The 14,819-nt window shown below is 67.7% G+C and carries 11 protein-coding genes; 4 read left to right on the top strand and 7 right to left on the bottom strand.

Annotation, left to right across the window (positions count from 1 at the left end; translation table 11 throughout):
* Positions 1–6 precede the first annotated feature (6 nt).
* Positions 7–3,603 (top strand): carboxylic acid reductase, encoded by a 3,597-nt coding sequence (gene car, locus ACWGKJ_RS29730; RefSeq protein ID WP_385032976.1) that lies wholly within the window; start codon positions 7–9, stop codon positions 3,601–3,603.
* A 122-nt stretch (positions 3,604–3,725) separates the two neighbouring features.
* On the opposite strand, the gene ACWGKJ_RS29725 is transcribed toward car, so the two are convergent.
* The 6 genes from ACWGKJ_RS29725 to ACWGKJ_RS29700 all read right to left on the bottom strand — a co-directional run bounded on the left by ACWGKJ_RS29725 (position 3,726) and on the right by ACWGKJ_RS29700 (position 9,045).
* Positions 3,726–4,145 carry a pyrophosphohydrolase domain-containing protein gene (locus tag ACWGKJ_RS29725; protein WP_385032972.1) on the bottom strand — a complete coding sequence of 140 codons (420 nt, stop codon included), beginning with the start codon at positions 4,143–4,145 and terminating at the stop codon, positions 3,726–3,728.
* Positions 4,146–4,635: 490 nt separating this feature from the next.
* A complete protein-coding gene (locus ACWGKJ_RS29720; protein WP_385032969.1) occupies positions 4,636–5,535 on the bottom strand; it encodes a hypothetical protein in 900 nt (299 codons plus the stop codon).
* 453 nt (positions 5,536–5,988) lie between these two features.
* On the bottom strand, positions 5,989–6,537 hold the full coding sequence (locus tag ACWGKJ_RS29715; protein ID WP_385032967.1) for an HAD domain-containing protein: 549 nt from the start codon (positions 6,535–6,537) through the stop codon (positions 5,989–5,991).
* Between the two features lie 29 nt (positions 6,538–6,566).
* Positions 6,567–7,265 (bottom strand): class I SAM-dependent methyltransferase, encoded by a 699-nt coding sequence (locus ACWGKJ_RS29710; protein ID WP_385032964.1) that lies wholly within the window; start codon positions 7,263–7,265, stop codon positions 6,567–6,569.
* A 9-nt stretch (positions 7,266–7,274) separates the two neighbouring features.
* A complete protein-coding gene (locus ACWGKJ_RS29705; protein WP_385032961.1) occupies positions 7,275–8,195 on the bottom strand; it encodes a phosphotransferase family protein in 921 nt (306 codons plus the stop codon).
* A gap of 94 nt (positions 8,196–8,289) precedes the next feature.
* A complete protein-coding gene (locus tag ACWGKJ_RS29700) occupies positions 8,290–9,045 on the bottom strand; it encodes a hypothetical protein (RefSeq protein WP_385032958.1) in 756 nt (251 codons plus the stop codon).
* A gap of 223 nt (positions 9,046–9,268) precedes the next feature.
* On the opposite strand from ACWGKJ_RS29700, the gene ACWGKJ_RS29695 reads away from it, so the two are divergent.
* Together ACWGKJ_RS29695 and ACWGKJ_RS29690 are read left to right on the top strand one after the other, a co-directional pair.
* Complete coding sequence (locus tag ACWGKJ_RS29695; RefSeq protein ID WP_385032955.1) at positions 9,269–10,612, top strand: tetratricopeptide repeat protein; 1,344 nt, start codon at positions 9,269–9,271, stop codon at positions 10,610–10,612.
* A 1-nt stretch (position 10,613) separates the two neighbouring features.
* Positions 10,614–11,144 carry an NUDIX domain-containing protein gene (locus tag ACWGKJ_RS29690; protein WP_385032952.1) on the top strand — a complete coding sequence of 177 codons (531 nt, stop codon included), beginning with the start codon at positions 10,614–10,616 and terminating at the stop codon, positions 11,142–11,144.
* A gap of 1,529 nt (positions 11,145–12,673) precedes the next feature.
* Here the strand turns inward: ACWGKJ_RS29690 and glnA are convergent.
* Complete coding sequence (glnA, locus tag ACWGKJ_RS29685) at positions 12,674–14,083, bottom strand: type I glutamate--ammonia ligase (RefSeq protein WP_385032949.1); 1,410 nt, start codon at positions 14,081–14,083, stop codon at positions 12,674–12,676.
* Between the two features lie 209 nt (positions 14,084–14,292).
* Between glnA and ACWGKJ_RS29680 the strand changes: the two genes are divergently transcribed.
* Positions 14,293–14,760: an RDD family protein gene (locus tag ACWGKJ_RS29680; protein ID WP_385032946.1), complete on the top strand. Its 468-nt coding sequence runs from the start codon at positions 14,293–14,295 to the stop codon at positions 14,758–14,760.
* Positions 14,761–14,819 lie beyond the last annotated feature (59 nt).

The raw sequence follows: 14,819 nt of genomic DNA, 5'->3' as shown, positions 1-14,819 counted from the left end.
CCACCCATGACCGGATCGCAGCCCCCGACCGACGAGTTCAGCGCCCGTACCGCTCAGCGCGGCGGCCACCTGTATGCGACCGACCCGCAGTTCCGCGCCGCCGCACCCCTGGACACCGTCACCGAGGCGATCCGGCGGCCGGGACTGCCGCTCGGCGACCTCGTGGCCACGGTGATGGAGGGGTACGCGGACCGCCCCGCGCTGGGCGAGCGCGCTACGGAGCCGTTCACCGACCCGGACACGGGCCGCACCGCGCTGCGCCTCCTGGAGCGGTTCGACACGATCACCTACGGCGAACTCTGGGAAGCGGTCGGCGCGGTGGCCTCCGAGTGGCAGCACCACCCCGGCCACGCCGTGAGCAGGGGAGACTTCGTCGCGCTTCTCGGCCCCGGGAGCATCGAGTACGCCGTGGTGGACCTGGCGTGCGTCCGCTCCGGTGCGGTCTGCGTGCCTCTCCAGGCCGGCGCGTCGGCGGGGCACCTGGCCCCCGTCATCGCCCAGACCGCACCGCGCGTACTCGCGGTCGACATGGCCCACCTGGAGACCGCGATCCAACTCACGGCCGACGCACCGTCACTCGCCAGAATCGTCGTCATCGGCCACCACCGCGAGGTGACCGCTCACCGCGAGAAGCTGGACCTGGCACGCGGTCAACTCGCCGTACAGGGCCGGGGCGTCGCCCTGGACACGCTGGCCTCACTCATCGAGCGGGGCAGAACCCTGCCGCCGGTTCCCCGCCGCTCGCCGGTTCCCCGCGGCTCCGAGGGCGCGGCAGTCGACGCGCTCAGCGCGCTGATCTACACCTCCGGTAGCACGGGCACCCCCAAGGGAGCCATGTACACCGAACAGCTGGCCACACGGTTCTGGGCGGACTTCGTGCCCGGCCAGGAGCCGCGGCCGTCCCTCGTGCTCGCGTACATGCCCCTGAGCCACATGGTGGGACGCGGCGTGCTGTTCGGCACGCTCGCCAAGGGCGGCACCGCCTGCTTCGCGGCGTCGAGCGACCTGTCGACCCTGTTCGACGACCTCGCCCTGGTCCGCCCCACCGAGTTCGTCATGGTGCCCCGCCTCTGCGACATGCTCTTCCAGCGCTACGGGAGCGAGCTGGCCCGCCGGACCAGGGCGGGGGAGGAGGGCGCCGAGGCCGAGGAGCGGGTGAAGGAGGAGCTTCGGGAGAGGACCATGGGCGGCCGCCTCCTGTGGGCCGTCAACGCCTCGGCCCCGTTGAGCGCGGAGATGACCGCGTTCATGGAGAGCTGCTTCCACGTCCGGATGCGCGACGGCTACGGGTCGACGGAAGCCGGCATCGTGTCGCTCGACGGCCGGGTGCTGCGCCCCCCGGTGACCGGCCACCGATTGGCGGACGTGCCCGAACTGGGCTACTTCGGCACCGACTCGCCGTACCCGAGGGGCGAACTGCTGATCAAGTCCGACCGGCTCGTCCCCGGCTACTTCCAGCGACCGGACGCCACCGCCCAGGTCTTCGACGAGGACGGTTTCTACCGCACGGGCGACATCATGGCCCGTGTGGGACCCGACGAACTGCGCTATGTCGACCGCCGCTCCAACGTCCTCAAGCTGTCCCAGGGCGAGTTCGTGGCCGCCTCCCGTCTGGAAGCCCTCTTCACCGGAGACCCGGACATCCGGCAGGTCTTCGTCTACGGCAACAGCGCGCGCTCCCATCTGCTCGCCGTCATCGTGCCCACCCAGGACGCGCTCGACCGCACCGGCGACGACACCCGGCGCCTCCGTTCGGACCTGCGCGAATCCCTGCGACGTCTCGCCGCCGGGGCCGGCCTCAACTCGTACGAGATTCCAAGGGACTTCCTGATCGAGACCGAACCGTTCAGCCCGCAGAACGGGCTGCTCTCCGGCGTACGCAAGCTGCTGCGCCCCGCGCTGACCAAGCGTTACGGCGAGCGCCTCGAAGCGCTGTACACCGAGCTGGCCGAGCGCGAGACCGGCGAACTCGACGCACTGCGCCGGGCAGGGCAGGACCGGCCGGTACGGGAGACCGTGGTCCGGGCCGCACGAGCGCTGCTCGGACGCCGACAGGACGAGGTGCAGCCCGGTATGCGCTTCGTCGAACTCGGCGGTGACAGCCTCTCCGCGCTGTCGTTCTCCCAGTTACTGGAGGAGATCTTCCACGTCGGCATCCCCGTCGACGTCGTCATCAACCCGGTCAACACCCTCCAGCAGGTGGCCGACCACATCGAGAGGGCCCTCGCGACGGGACACCACCGCCCGACCGCCGACAGCGTCCACGGACCGGGCGCGACCCGTCTGTCGGCGGGCGATCTGACGATGGACGCGTTCTTCGGCACGGAGGCCGTGGCGCAGCCCGGCAGGCCGGCCGGACCACTGCCCCGGCCACGGACCGTCCTGCTGACCGGCGCCAACGGCTATCTGGGCCGCTTCCTGTGCCTCGAATGGCTGGAGCGCGTCGCGGAGCGGGGCGGCATGCTGGTGTGCCTGGTCCGCGGCAGCACCGACGAACAGGCCCGGGCACGGCTCGACGCCGCCTTCGACAGCGGCGACCCGGCACTCCTCCGGCACTATCACGAACTGGCCGCCGGGCATCTGGAGGTGGTCGCGGGCGATGTGGCGGAGACCGGCCTCGGGCTCGACAAGGAGACCTGGCAGCGGCTGGCCGACACCGTGGACCTCATCGTCCACCCGGCGGCACTCGTCAACCATGTCCTGCCGTACGAACAGCAGTTCGGCCCCAATGTGCTGGGCACGGCCGAACTGATCAGGCTGGCGGTGACCTCCCGGATCAAGCAGTTCAGCTTTCTCTCGACGGTGGCCGTCGTCTTCGGGAGCGAGGCCGCGGCCGACGAGACGGCCGACATCCGCACGGCCTGCGGGACGCGCGACCTCGACAGCGGTTACGCGAACGGCTACGCGGCCGGCAAGTGGGCCGGCGAGGTACTGCTGCGCGAGGCACACGACACGTACGGCCTCCCGGTCGCCGTGTTCCGCTCGAACCTGATCCTCGCCCACCCGCGCTACCGCGGCCAGCTGAACATCCCGGACGTCTTCACCCGCCTCCTGCTCAGCCTGCTGGCGACCGGAATCGCCCCGGGCAGTTTCTACGCCCGCGACACCGGCCACGGCGGCGGCGGGGGTGACCGGGCCGACGGCGCGTCGCGAGCGCAAGGCGGCGGCGGGCACTACGACGGGCTCCCCGTGGACTTCACGGCACGGGCCATCGCCTCGCTGGGCGACGGCGCCCGGGAGGGCTACCGCACCTTCAACGTCGTGAACCCGCACGAGGACGGAATCTCGCTCGACACCTGCGTCGACTGGCTGGTGGCGGCCGGGCACCCGCTGGAGCGCATCGACGACTACGACGAGTGGCTCGACCGCTTCGAGACCGCCCTGCGCGGCCTCCCCGACCGGCAGCGGCACCATTCGCTGCTCCCCCTGCTGCACGCCTTCACGAAGCCGGAGGCCCCCGTGCCCGGCTCCGCCCTCCCGGCGGACCGCTTCCGTACGGCGGTCCGGGCCGCCGCCCTCAACGAGGAGAACGACATCCCCCATCTGTCACAGGACCTGATCACCAAGTACGTAACGGACCTCCGGGCCCAGCACCTGCTCTGACGGAGGCCGCGCACGGCCGCGCACGCGCACACGCACACGCACGAGGGCCGCCGAACCCGGCCGAAAGCCGAAAGCCGAAAGCCGAAAGCCGAAAGCCGAAAGCCGAAAGCCGTGCGAAACGCTCAGGAACCGGTCGACGGCCACTCGACGATGCCGTCGAGTGCCGGCGGCCGGTAGCAGGGCCCCTTGAGCACCTTGCCGTCGGCCCGGCGGTCCACCCGCCCGTCAGCGTCGCGCTTGCTCATGTTGGACCGGTGGACCTCGACGAAGACGGCCGGCAGATCGATCCCCAGCGCATCCGCGGCTCCGTAGGTGACATAGAGGACGTCGGCCAGTTCCTTGGCCACCGCCCTGTACGCGACCACCGGGTCCTCACCGTTTTCCAGGGTCTTCGCCAGAACCGTGAGGGCCTCGGCAGCCTCCCGTGCCTCTTCGGTCAGCAACGTCCTTCGGTGTTCGGCCACTTCGGGGCGCTCGGCCGCAGTCCCACCGTCGAACACCTCGCGGAACTCAGCAACTCGTCGCATCGGCTCGTGATCCATGGCCCCGACCCTAGACGCTTCGCGCGACGCCCGAGCGAGAGCCGTCGGCCCTCCAACGCGGCGAGGGCTGTTTCCCTGCTGACCAGGGAAACAGCCCTCACCAATGAACTGGTATGCCATCAGGAACTGTGCCCGGGGCCCGGCGCGTACGTGTCCGACGCGCAGAAGGCCGGAGGGCGAGTGGCGCCAATGGGAAGCACGGGAAGTGCCGGGCGATTGCCGGTGCACTACGGGTGCGCACCGGATTGTTCCGCAGCTCGACAGCCTTACCGCTCTACTGGCTCGGTGAGTGGTTGCTCGCCGTGCAACTCCGCTCTCCCGACCGTGTGCAACGAGGCCGCAAGGATCCGACAGACCTCAACTCGTTGTCGCTGGTCACAGCCGTCCAGCAGCCGCTCCAGGCGGCGAAGCACCGACAGGTCCCGCACGTAGCGTGCGACAACTCCGATGACCATGCAGGCCGGTAGGATGAGTGCCACCCCGGACGGGGTCATGACTCGTAACCCTTCCTGATGGACTCGGCGATTTTTTCCGCGTTGCGGCCGTACAAACATGACCCGTGCCGATTCAAAATCACTGTGCGATCACCGAGATGAGCAGAGTGACTGGAAATCAGCTCGATCGTGTCCGCCCGAGGCACCTCATCAAGGAATCCGTGGGCCAAGAGGACCGCACAGAGTGTTTCCACGGTGTCACCGCAACACCACTCGATCACCAGGTCACCGGCGTGATGTGTATAGCAGTTGGCGAATCCGTGTGGCTCAGCAGTCCTGTTGACCAAAGCTGGGCAGCGCAGAATCCGACTCAACAGCAAGTCTCGCACCCGCAGGTCATTGATCCCTCTTGAGTCTGTCCACTCCTCAGCCTCCTGCTTTTCGTCGCGGGAGAGGCCACGGGGAAGCCGTTTCCACAGAAGCACCTCGTCGTCGCGCGCAGACGGCAGGCGGATGGTGCCACCGTCGGCGCGCGTCACGATGACGTGAGCCGAGCTGATCGCGTCGTGGAGAATCAATTGCCCTTCGCTCTCCCGCACGCGCAGCCCGGGGACACCGCGGATGCCACCGTAGATGTGATCGAACCGCGGGAGAAGCTCACGAAGAACCTCGTTCGCCATGTCCGATTCCAGGGTCAGCTTTACACCCTTAGCCTCCGGCTCTGCTTCTCGAACTCCAAGAAGAGCACCGTTGAGCTGGTGATCCTTGAAGCCGGTGGCCAACACATGGGCCACATGTGCTTCTAGACGGCGCTGACGGGGATCAGGGGAATCTACGATCGAGGTCCCAAGATAGACATCGGCCTGCTGGGCCAGCCTGGAAGCGGTTGAGAGCGTCAGTGGCGTCTGGTCGCGGATCTTCTTGGCCAGACGGTTGGTATTGCGTGATCTGGACATACCTTGCCCCTTCCACTTACCGCCCGGCGACGGCAGGAGAGACAGTTCGGATGTCCTGATACGTGTTGACTGCCACTGCGGGTGACTCTCAAGAGCCCACTGCTCGCTCCGGCGCCGGGACCGGGTGTAGCGAGACGCACTGCCGCAGCAGCGCTGGAAAGACGCTACACCAACGTCTTGCGCTTGAGCCAGCAATCGGAAGGTGCGGGCGCCTGGCAGAGCTGTCCCCGCGACCGGCCGTTGGTACGTGATGGCGTCGGTTCTGAGTAGTCCAGCGGCGCGTGCAGGTGGCACGCAGGTCGAGCACGATGCACGTCGCATCTGCAGCGCAACAGGAGCAGATCCCAGCAGTGAGGCGTGCAACCCCCGCGGAACAGGGCCTATCGACGCTGACGACCGAAGTGTCGACTCTGGACATCGGCGGTCTCCACCTCACTATTTGGGCTAGGGGCCCTAAGCGGCCCGTTTCGCCGAATGCGGGACCGCTGCCCAGTCCCGCACTGCCGCCAGATGCTCGGGCAGCAGGCCGACGTACGGGTCGGGCTGAACCAGCAGGGTGGGAAACCCGCGAGCGGCGCGTGCGGTCGCCCAGGCGTGGTCGAGATCGGTGAAGTCGTCGTCGATCCAGGCGGCCGGTGCGTCGCCGAGCCACGCGTCGACGTGGTCGCGTTTCCAGAGGTAGCCGTTGGGGTGGCTGGTGGTGATGTTCGGGCGGGGCAGATCGACGTACGGGAAGGTGGGCATACCGAGCAGGGGACCGATCAGCGTGATGGCGTCGTGGCGCCAGCTGGTGCACCACGTCGGGGCGACCAGCCTCATGCGGATGAGGTCGGTGAGCATCGGTCCGTGCTCCGGGTTCAGCCACACCGGAACGGGAGTCTCGGGCGGGCGACCGGCAGGTACGACGTCGTAGCGGACGTGACTGGGTGGAGTGGCCCCGTCCGCGTGCGGGAACGGTATGAGGACACCGTCGATGTCGATCAAGAGGTAGGGCGGGCGCATCGGTTCCTCCGGCTCGGGCGAGGGGCGGGTCAGAGCTTGCGCGCGGTGATCAAGAGAGTGGTCGGCCACGGGCCGTGGCGAGCATCGTGGAAGTCCTGCGCTGAGGTGAGCCAGAGGCCGGCACGGGCGAGGTGCTGCTCCCATCGCTGAGCGTCGAACTCCCACCGCACCAGGGGAAGCCGGGTGCGGTCGGGGAGAGTGACGTGGTCGCGGCGAGGCCGATCGTCAATGGCGGGGCGTCGACCGCCGCGCTGGGGATGAGGGACGGTGAAGGCGAGGGTACGGCCGGGTTTGAGGTGGGCTGCGACGGCAGGCAGGAGGAGGTTCGGCGGAACGAGGCCGATTGCACCGAAGACCGAATAGATCGCGTCGAAGTGCTCGTCTGTCGCCTGGAGGTAGTGGAGGCCGTGACCGGCGGCGAAGGTGAGACCGGAGAGGCGGCCGTAGTGGATACGGGCTCGGCGGATCTGGATGCCGACGAGGTCGACGCCGGTGACGCGGGCGCCGCGGCGGGTGGCGAGGTGGGCGGCGTTGTGGCCGGGGCCGCAGCCGAGTTCGAGGATGCGGCGGTGGGCGAGGTCGGTGCCGAGGATCTCCGCGCCGGGGCCGAGACCCGGGCGGGTGGTCCACTCCATCCGGGCGGGGACTGGGAGGGGTTCGGCTGGCGCGGTGGCGGTGCGTTGCAGGGCGTGGGCGTGCCAGGGAGAGGGCGCTGGTGCAGTGGGCATCTAGACCTCCTAGACCTCCAGGAGGTGGAGGACGTCAGTGAGATGGCGGCGTACGACCTTGATGTACGCCGGGTCGGTGGCGGGGTCGTTGATCCAACGGACCGCCTGCTCCATGAACCACTCCACGCTCCAGATGCGCTGCCATCCCAACGACCATTGCTCGCTAGGGAGTTCACCGCGCCGGGCGAGAGCGTCAGGCGAGCCGCCCGCAGCCACGTACTGCTCGATGAAGGCGCGCAGACGCACTGGGTCGGGGTCCTCGACGGTGCCGTGCCAACTGGCCAGGTCGAGCAGGCCGGGGCCGGTGAAGGCGCGGGCGAAGTCGAGTAGGCGCCAGGTGTTGCCGTGACCGATGTGGAGGCTGGTGGGGTGGAACTCGGAGTGCACCCAGCCGAACGGGGCGAGCGTGGCACCGGTCGCGCGGTGCGGTGCGGCTCGGGCGAGGAGGTCGAGGGCCTGCTCGATGTCGTCGGTGTCTTCGGCTGCCCAGCGGTCGGCTTTGCGCAGGGCGTGGAGGTGGTCGAGGGCACGGCCGGGGAGGGTACGCAACCGCTCCTCGTCGAGGAGGGAGAGCGCCGGTGCGGTGCGGGCGCTGTGCACGACGACCGCTGCTGCGGCGCCGTCGAGGTCATCAGCCTCACGCACCGCGAGGCCAAGATCTTCGAGGAGCATGCCGAGCCGGCCGTCGCGTACGGCCGAGGCGTACACCTTGGGCACGGGAATACCGAGAGTGTGGGCTAGGCGTAGGACCTGGCCCTCGCTGTCGAAGGGGCGCTTGGCGTACTTGAAGATCGCGGTGGTGTGGTCGGGGAAGGTAACGCGTTCGACGCCGGACATCGACCAAACCCGCACCGCTTCGCGAGTGGGGAGAGGCCGTCCTGTGGCGGTGCACAGGTTGTGGAGGAGTTCGACGCTGAGGGACTCGTCCATGGGGAGTGCTCCTGGATTTCCTGTACGGGGATGAAGGCGTCCGGGGCGGGAGGAGTGTCGCGGTGGCATCCCGCCCCGGAGCCTCCTCGAAGGGCTATGCGGCAGGGTTGCCGGTCACACGGTGGGAGTAGACCTGCTCGATCCACCCAGCCTTGAACTGGGCTAGATCGTCACGGAAGTCGGCCATCGACGCACCGTAGGGCGCAACAACGCCGCCGGACTGGTCCGGCACGGACTGGCAGCCGTGCACGAGTCGGCCTCCGAGCGCGGTGTGGGCCTTGATGGACTCGATCCGCCGGTGCTCGTTGAACCACCCGCCGTGGTACACCTCGTCGAGCATCCCGCCCGTCTCGTCGTCCAGGTCGAAGACGACAGAGGTGGCGGCGGGGAAGAACCAGCACGGTCCGACGTTGGAGATGTGCCCGTCGAGCTCGACCTTGTTGAGTGCCATGAGCGTGGCCGCCTCGCGGAGCATCCGCAGGTGGTCGGTGGTGATCTGGGGGAGGCCGAGGCCGGTGAGGTGCTCGTCGCGGAAGAGGTAGGCATACACCTCATACGCGGTGGCCAGGACACGAGCGGCGGCGGTGGTGGACTCGCCGTGGTTCTTGATGAAGTCGAGCGCGAGCTGCTCGACCGCGCTCTCGGTCGTCTCGTCCACACCGAGGAGCTGGGACTTGACCAGCTCCCAGTCGACGACGAGCCAGGTGTGGGACTCGAAGCGGAAGAAGTACTTGGCCGGATCGATCGTGAGCCGTCGGTCGTCGACCTGGATGCCGGGCAGGCGGCTCCAGCGAGGGTCGAAGGCATCAGGCAGTTCGACCGTGATGGCCGCGCCGTCGATAGTGGTCACCGTTTCTCCGTCTCTGTTCAGCTAAGGCCGGGCACAGGAATGCCCGAACCTGGAGTGGGCGTACGGAACTTCGGGAAGCCGCCCGGTCCAAGGGGGAGCCTGGATCACGGTCAGACCGTTCCGGGCGGCTGCTGATAAGTGAACCGGTGGTCACGCTCAGTGGGTACGGTGGAAGGTAGGTGAAGCGGTATACGCGGTTTACAGCTCCGGAGTGGAGGCGGTCGTGGCGGCGCGGAGAGACCCCAACTCCCATATGCGCGACGTCATCGAAGCGGTCGACTGCACCTACGAAGCCCTCGCCAGGGAGGTGCGACGCATCGCCGCCGAGAACGGCGAGATCCTCCAGACCAACAAGTCGGCCATCTCGCACTGGGTGAACGGCACCCGCACCCCCTCTGGCCGGGTTGGCCAGTACCTGGCCGAGGCGCTGTCCCGCCGAGCAGGGCGCACGATCACCATGACCGAGATCGGCATCCACGCCGGTGACGGCGAAGCGCCGCCGGACTCCGATCCCGTACTCGCCGTCACCGACCTGGGCCGCGCAGACGTCGAGCGCCGCCGCTTCCTTGCCATCGCAGCCTTCACCACCGCAGGCGTCGCCATGCCGCTCGGCTACGACCACGAGGCCACCGCCCGCATGCTCCGCGCCCGCACCGGCACATCCGTAGTTGGGGTGGAGGACGTAGACGTCGTACGGCAGATCACCGCGGCCGACGAGCGCCTGGGGGGTGGCCACGGCCTGACCACGGTCACCGCGTACCTCGCAGACACAGCCGCCCCCATGCTGCGGGGCCGCTTTCCCGGCGACGAATTACGTCGGGCTGCGTTCGGCGCGGTCGCTGAACTCGCCTACCTCGCAGGATGGAAACACCACGACCTCGGCCAGGAAGGCGCCGCCCAGCGCTACTACCAGGTCGGCTACCGGCTCGCCTGCGAAGCCGACCCCCACGGCCACGCAGCCTGGATGATGCGCGCCCTCGCCCACCAGGCCCTTAGCCTCAAACAGCCCCACCACTGCGTCGACCTCGCCAAAGCCGCCCTCTCCCAAGGCGCCGGCCATATCGACGGTCAGACCGAAGCCCTCCTCCACATCACCCACGCCCGCGCCTACGCCGCCGTCGGCGAGAACCCCCTGGCCGCACGCGCCCTGCTCGCAGCGGAGAACGCTCTCCTACGTGACGACGGCCCCCAGCCCAGCTACTCCCGCGTGAGCGGCCCCGCCGCCGGCACCGTGGCGAGCCACACCGCCCGCACCCTGACTGACCTCGCCGACCACGTGGGCACCGAGCAACAGCACCGCGATGCCCTCATGCGCTGGGATCCGACGAAGTACAAGCGCGTCCACGCCCTCACCCACGCCGACCTCGGCGACAGCCTCGCCGCCCAGGCTCGCGCCGACGAAGCCGTCGCTGCCTGGACTCAAGCTCTGGTCCTCATGGAGGGCATGACCTCCGACCGCACCCGCAAGGCGATCACCTCGATCCGCTCAACCCTCGCCATCTATCAGCGCCGCCGTGTCCCCGGCGCCACCGATCTCGCTCGCCGCGCCCGCGAGGCCCTCGCCTAACATGCCCAACAACCCGCCCGACGAAGGGAACACCGTGGCCCAGCAGACCGACGACCGCTCCCAAGCACTCAAGCCGGCGCTCGAATCGATGACCCTGCTGGTCGCGGCCGTCATCGTCCACGACAAGGCCACCAACCGAGTCGTCCTCCTCCAGCGCAGCGAGAACGCCAAGTTCGCCCAGGGCAAGTGGGACCTTCCGGTCGGCAAGAGCGAACCGGGGGAGCCGATTACGCAGACTGCGGTGCGCGAGCTGTACGAGGAGACGGGCCTGGTCGTGAAGCCGGAGGTGTTGAAAGTCGCCCACATCATTCACGGGGCGTGGGGAGTTGAGGCCCCGAACGGCTTCCTCACCGTCGTCTTCGCGGCGCACGAGTGGTCCGGCGAGCCGGAGAACCGGGAGCCGCGTAAGCACGCTCAGGTGGGGTGGATGGATGCGCATGCCATCCCAGAGCAGTTCGTGGACACTACAGCCAGCGCTCTCCACCGCTATCTCGCCGACGGGTCGCAGGTTTCCCTCGACGGCTGGCAGTAGGAGCCGCGCCTCCACTGTCAGTGGCTGCAGCTACGGTGCTGACCCGAGCATTCGAACTGTGTGGGGGAGACGCATGGCGGCAGAGAGAAGGTGCCCGGAGTGTCAGACCGGGGATAGCGCCAATCGAAAGGGGAAACCGGGCCGATGTATCGGCTGTATCGACAGCCGATACCTGCAACTTGGCTGGAATCCCATCGAGCCATACGTTTCTTCTGGGCAAGCGCGTCAGTGTGTCTGCATTGAATGTGATCGCGCTGACCGCGTTCCCTACACCGAGGTCCGCAACAGCATCACCCGATACTGCGACTGGTGCTCGTGCCGTCAGATGTACGAACAGGGGCTGGTGAGCGAGCCCGCGAAGTGGGACATCACCGTTGAGCAAGCGGCAGAGATTGTCCTGGGGGAGGACTTCCTTGTACGCAGTCCGGCCGAGGAGGTGTCGGATGCCGCTGGGCTCGCTGAACGGATGGAGCACGTGTGGTCGTTGGTCGAGGTTGAGTGCGTCATGTGCGGCACTGCGGCCCAGCGGAGTGTGTCGCAGACCCTCGGCTGCCTAAGCGATCCTGACCGTAGCCGGTGTTCGTACTGCTTCTCTCTACCATTGGCTTCATGGCAGAGAGAGTTCTTCCGGGCACATGGGCTGGTGCGCGACTGTAGTGGATATGCCCGATTCGGTCAGCGAGTTGCGGCACATTGCATGGACTGCGGTGCCGAGCGCAACATTTCGATCTCCGAGCTCAAGAGCCGTGTGGCCCCTTGTCTCAGCTGCGCCGAAGCCGCAGACCCGGATGCCGTTCATGTCGTCTACGTAATGCATTTTCCCGCGCTCCGTGCGTACAAAGTCGGTATTACTAGCACCGAGGTAAGGCACGACAGGATTTCCTCTCACGAGGCCCGGGGCGGGATCCTGCTTGAGCAGCAGGAGGTGCCGAACAGGGAAGCCGCGCTGACAGTTGAAGACTTCGTGCTGCGCGCTGCGCGAGAGTTTCGCAGCGGGTGCACTTCCAACGACTTCCCGCAAGGGGGCTACACGGAGACGTGGAGCGACGAGGGCCCCGCCGTCGATCTTGCTCGCGTAATCGCCAGGTCCGCGTCAGAAGAAGCCCCTGGCTTCGATCGGCTGAGTAAGCTTCGGTCCTACTTCGACGTTGAGCCAGCGACTGTCGACGAGCTACTTGCTTTTCGGCACATTGGGCTTATCGAGGTCGATGGGACCCAGGTGCACCTAGTTGGCTTTAGCGAGCCCTTGGAGCAGGTACTACGCAAGATCCGTGCCCGCAGGATAGCTCGATGAGCAGATCGTTAAGGCTCAAGACCCGCTGCAACGTAATGAGGGCTGCTTCCCTGGCATCAGGGGAGCAGCCCTCATCGAATGACTCTGACGCTCAGTCAGGATTCTGCCGGTCCGGTGCACACCCGGTGCACAAGAGCCTGGAAAGCGAGCGGTACCAACGAGAAACGCTGAACAGCGTTTCCGCAGGTCACCTCACGTTCCAGGGCCTCCGGTCAAGGTCACCCGACCCCACGTTTTAGAGGTCGAAGTAAAGCTCGAACTCGTGCGGGTGCGGCCGCAGCTGGATCGGGGCGATTTCCTGGGTGCGCTTGTAGTCGATCCAGGTCTCGATGAGGTCGGAGGTGAAGACGCCGCCGGCCTGGAGGTATTCGTTGTCGGCTTCCAGGGCGTCGAGGACGGCCGGGAGGGAGGTGGGGACCTGGGCGACGCCCGCGTGCTCCTCGGGGGCCAGTTCGTAGAGGTCCTTGTCGATCGGCTCGGCCGGCTCGATCTTGTTCTTGACGCCGTCCAGGCCGGCCATCAGCAGGGCGGAGAAGGCCAGGTACGGGTTGGACGAGGGGTCCGGGGCGCGGAACTCGACGCGCTTGGCCTTCGGGTTCGAGCCGGTGATCGGGATCCGCATGGCGGCCGAGCGGTTGCGCTGGGAGTAGACCAGGTTGACCGGGGCCTCGAAGCCGGGGACCAGGCGGTGGTAGGAGTTCACCGTGGGGTTGGTGAAGGCCAGCAGCGAGGGGGCGTGCTTGAGGATGCCGCCGATGTAGTAGCGGGCCATGTCGGAGAGGCCCGCGTAGCCCTGCTCGTCGTAGAAGAGCGGTGATCCGCCGGACCACAGGGACTGGTGGACGTGCATGCCCGAGCCGTTGTCGCCGAAGATCGGCTTGGGCATGAAGGTCGCGGTCTTGTTGTTGCGCCAGGCGACGTTCTTCACGATGTACTTGAAGAGCATCAGGTCGTCGGCGGCGGCGAGCAGGGTGTTGAACTTGTAGTTGATCTCGGCCTGGCCGGCCGTGCCGACCTCGTGGTGCTGGCGCTCGACCTGGAGGCCGTTCTTGTCCAGTTCCAGGGAGATCTCGGCGCGCAGGTCGGCGAAGTGGTCGACCGGCGGGGTCGGGAAGTAACCGCCCTTGTAACGGACCTTGTAGCCGCGGTTGTTCTCCTCGGCACCGGTGTTCCAGGCGCCGGCCTCGGAGTCGATGTGGTAGAAGCTCTCGTTCGCCGAGGTCTGGAAACGGGCGCTGTCGAAGACGTAGAACTCGGCCTCGGGGCCGAAGTACGCGGTGTCGGCGATCCCCGTCGATGTGAGGTACGCCTCGGCCTTCTTCGCCACGTTGCGCGGGTCACGGCTGTACTGCTCGCCGGTGATCGGGTCGTGGATGAAGAAGTTGATGTTGACGGTCTTGTCGCGGCGGAAGGGGTCGACCCGGGAGGTCGACAGGTCCGCGCGGAGCGCCATGTCGGACTCGTGGATGGCCTGGAAGCCGCGGATCGACGAGCCGTCGAACGCAAGCTCCTCATCCGGGTCGAAGACCGCCGCCGGGATGGTGAAGTGCTGCATCACACCGGGCAGGTCACAGAACCGGACATCGATGAACTTGACGTCCTCGTCGGTGATGAACTTCTTCACGTCGTCGGCGTTCTGGAACATCCAACTCCTCCTACTCCCGACCCGGGAGGGGCGGGGTTGCGGCTCGTTACGGGGCCAGGGCGGTGGCACAAGCTGGACCCGACCATAGGGACAGCGGATTTCTCAAGCATGACCCATTTGTTTCGCTGAAGTTAACCGGGCCGGGTGCGCCACCGCTGCGACGACCCCCGACCGTACGGATCGGACCGGGGCCGCAGTACCGTGGTCGGGTGGACAACAGGCAAGCAGTGGGATCGTGGCTCTCCGGACCGGGTGAGGCCGCGAAGGAGATGGGCGCCGACTTCGGCTACCGGGGCAAGCGGCTCGGTCTGCCGGAGGAAGGGCCGGGCGCCATCGCGCCGCTGGGCCGCCGTTTCGCGGCCGTTTTCATCGACTGGGCACTCTGCATGCTTATCGCATACGGGCTCATCTCGCGCGGCGGCCAGCAGTCGGCGGGCAACTGGGCCCTGCTGGTCTTCTTCGTACTGAGCCTGCTCACCGTCTCGACGGTCGGATTCACGCCGGGCAAGCGCCTGTTGCGGCTGCGGGTCGTCGCGGAGGGCGGCGGGCGCCTCGGCACCGGCCGGGTCTTCGTACGCAGTCTGCTGCTCTGCGTGGCCATCCCCGCACTCATCTGGGACCGTGACGGACGCGGCCTGCACGACCGGCTGGCCCGCGCCGTGCAGGTGCGGATCTGATCCGGCCCGCCTCACGCGTCCCACGACGACGGGGCGGCCCGGACCAAGCTGGTCCGGGC

The sequence above is a fragment of the Streptomyces sp. NPDC054757 genome, assembly GCF_053612185.1.
The sequence above is the reverse complement of the archived record's forward strand: the minus strand, read 5'-3'. Positions and strand labels throughout refer to the sequence as shown.

Bases quoted from the DNA above. Each gene is read 5' to 3' on its own strand.
- ACWGKJ_RS29725 (WP_385032972.1), bottom strand. From the start codon at position 4,145: ATGGATCACGAGCCGATGCGACGAGTTGCTGAGTTCCGCGAGGTGTTC.
- glnA (WP_385032949.1), bottom strand. From the start codon at position 14,083: ATGTTCCAGAACGCCGACGACGTGAAGAAGTTCATCACCGACGAGGAC.
- ACWGKJ_RS29705 (WP_385032961.1), bottom strand. From the start codon at position 8,195: ATGGACGAGTCCCTCAGCGTCGAACTCCTCCACAACCTGTGCACCGCC.
- ACWGKJ_RS29710 (WP_385032964.1), bottom strand. From the start codon at position 7,265: ATGCCCACTGCACCAGCGCCCTCTCCCTGGCACGCCCACGCCCTGCAA.
- ACWGKJ_RS29715 (WP_385032967.1), bottom strand. From the start codon at position 6,537: ATGCGCCCGCCCTACCTCTTGATCGACATCGACGGTGTCCTCATACCG.
- ACWGKJ_RS29690 (WP_385032952.1), top strand. From the start codon at position 10,614: ATGCCCAACAACCCGCCCGACGAAGGGAACACCGTGGCCCAGCAGACC.
- car (WP_385032976.1), top strand. From the start codon at position 7: ATGACCGGATCGCAGCCCCCGACCGACGAGTTCAGCGCCCGTACCGCT.
- ACWGKJ_RS29720 (WP_385032969.1), bottom strand. From the start codon at position 5,535: ATGTCCAGATCACGCAATACCAACCGTCTGGCCAAGAAGATCCGCGAC.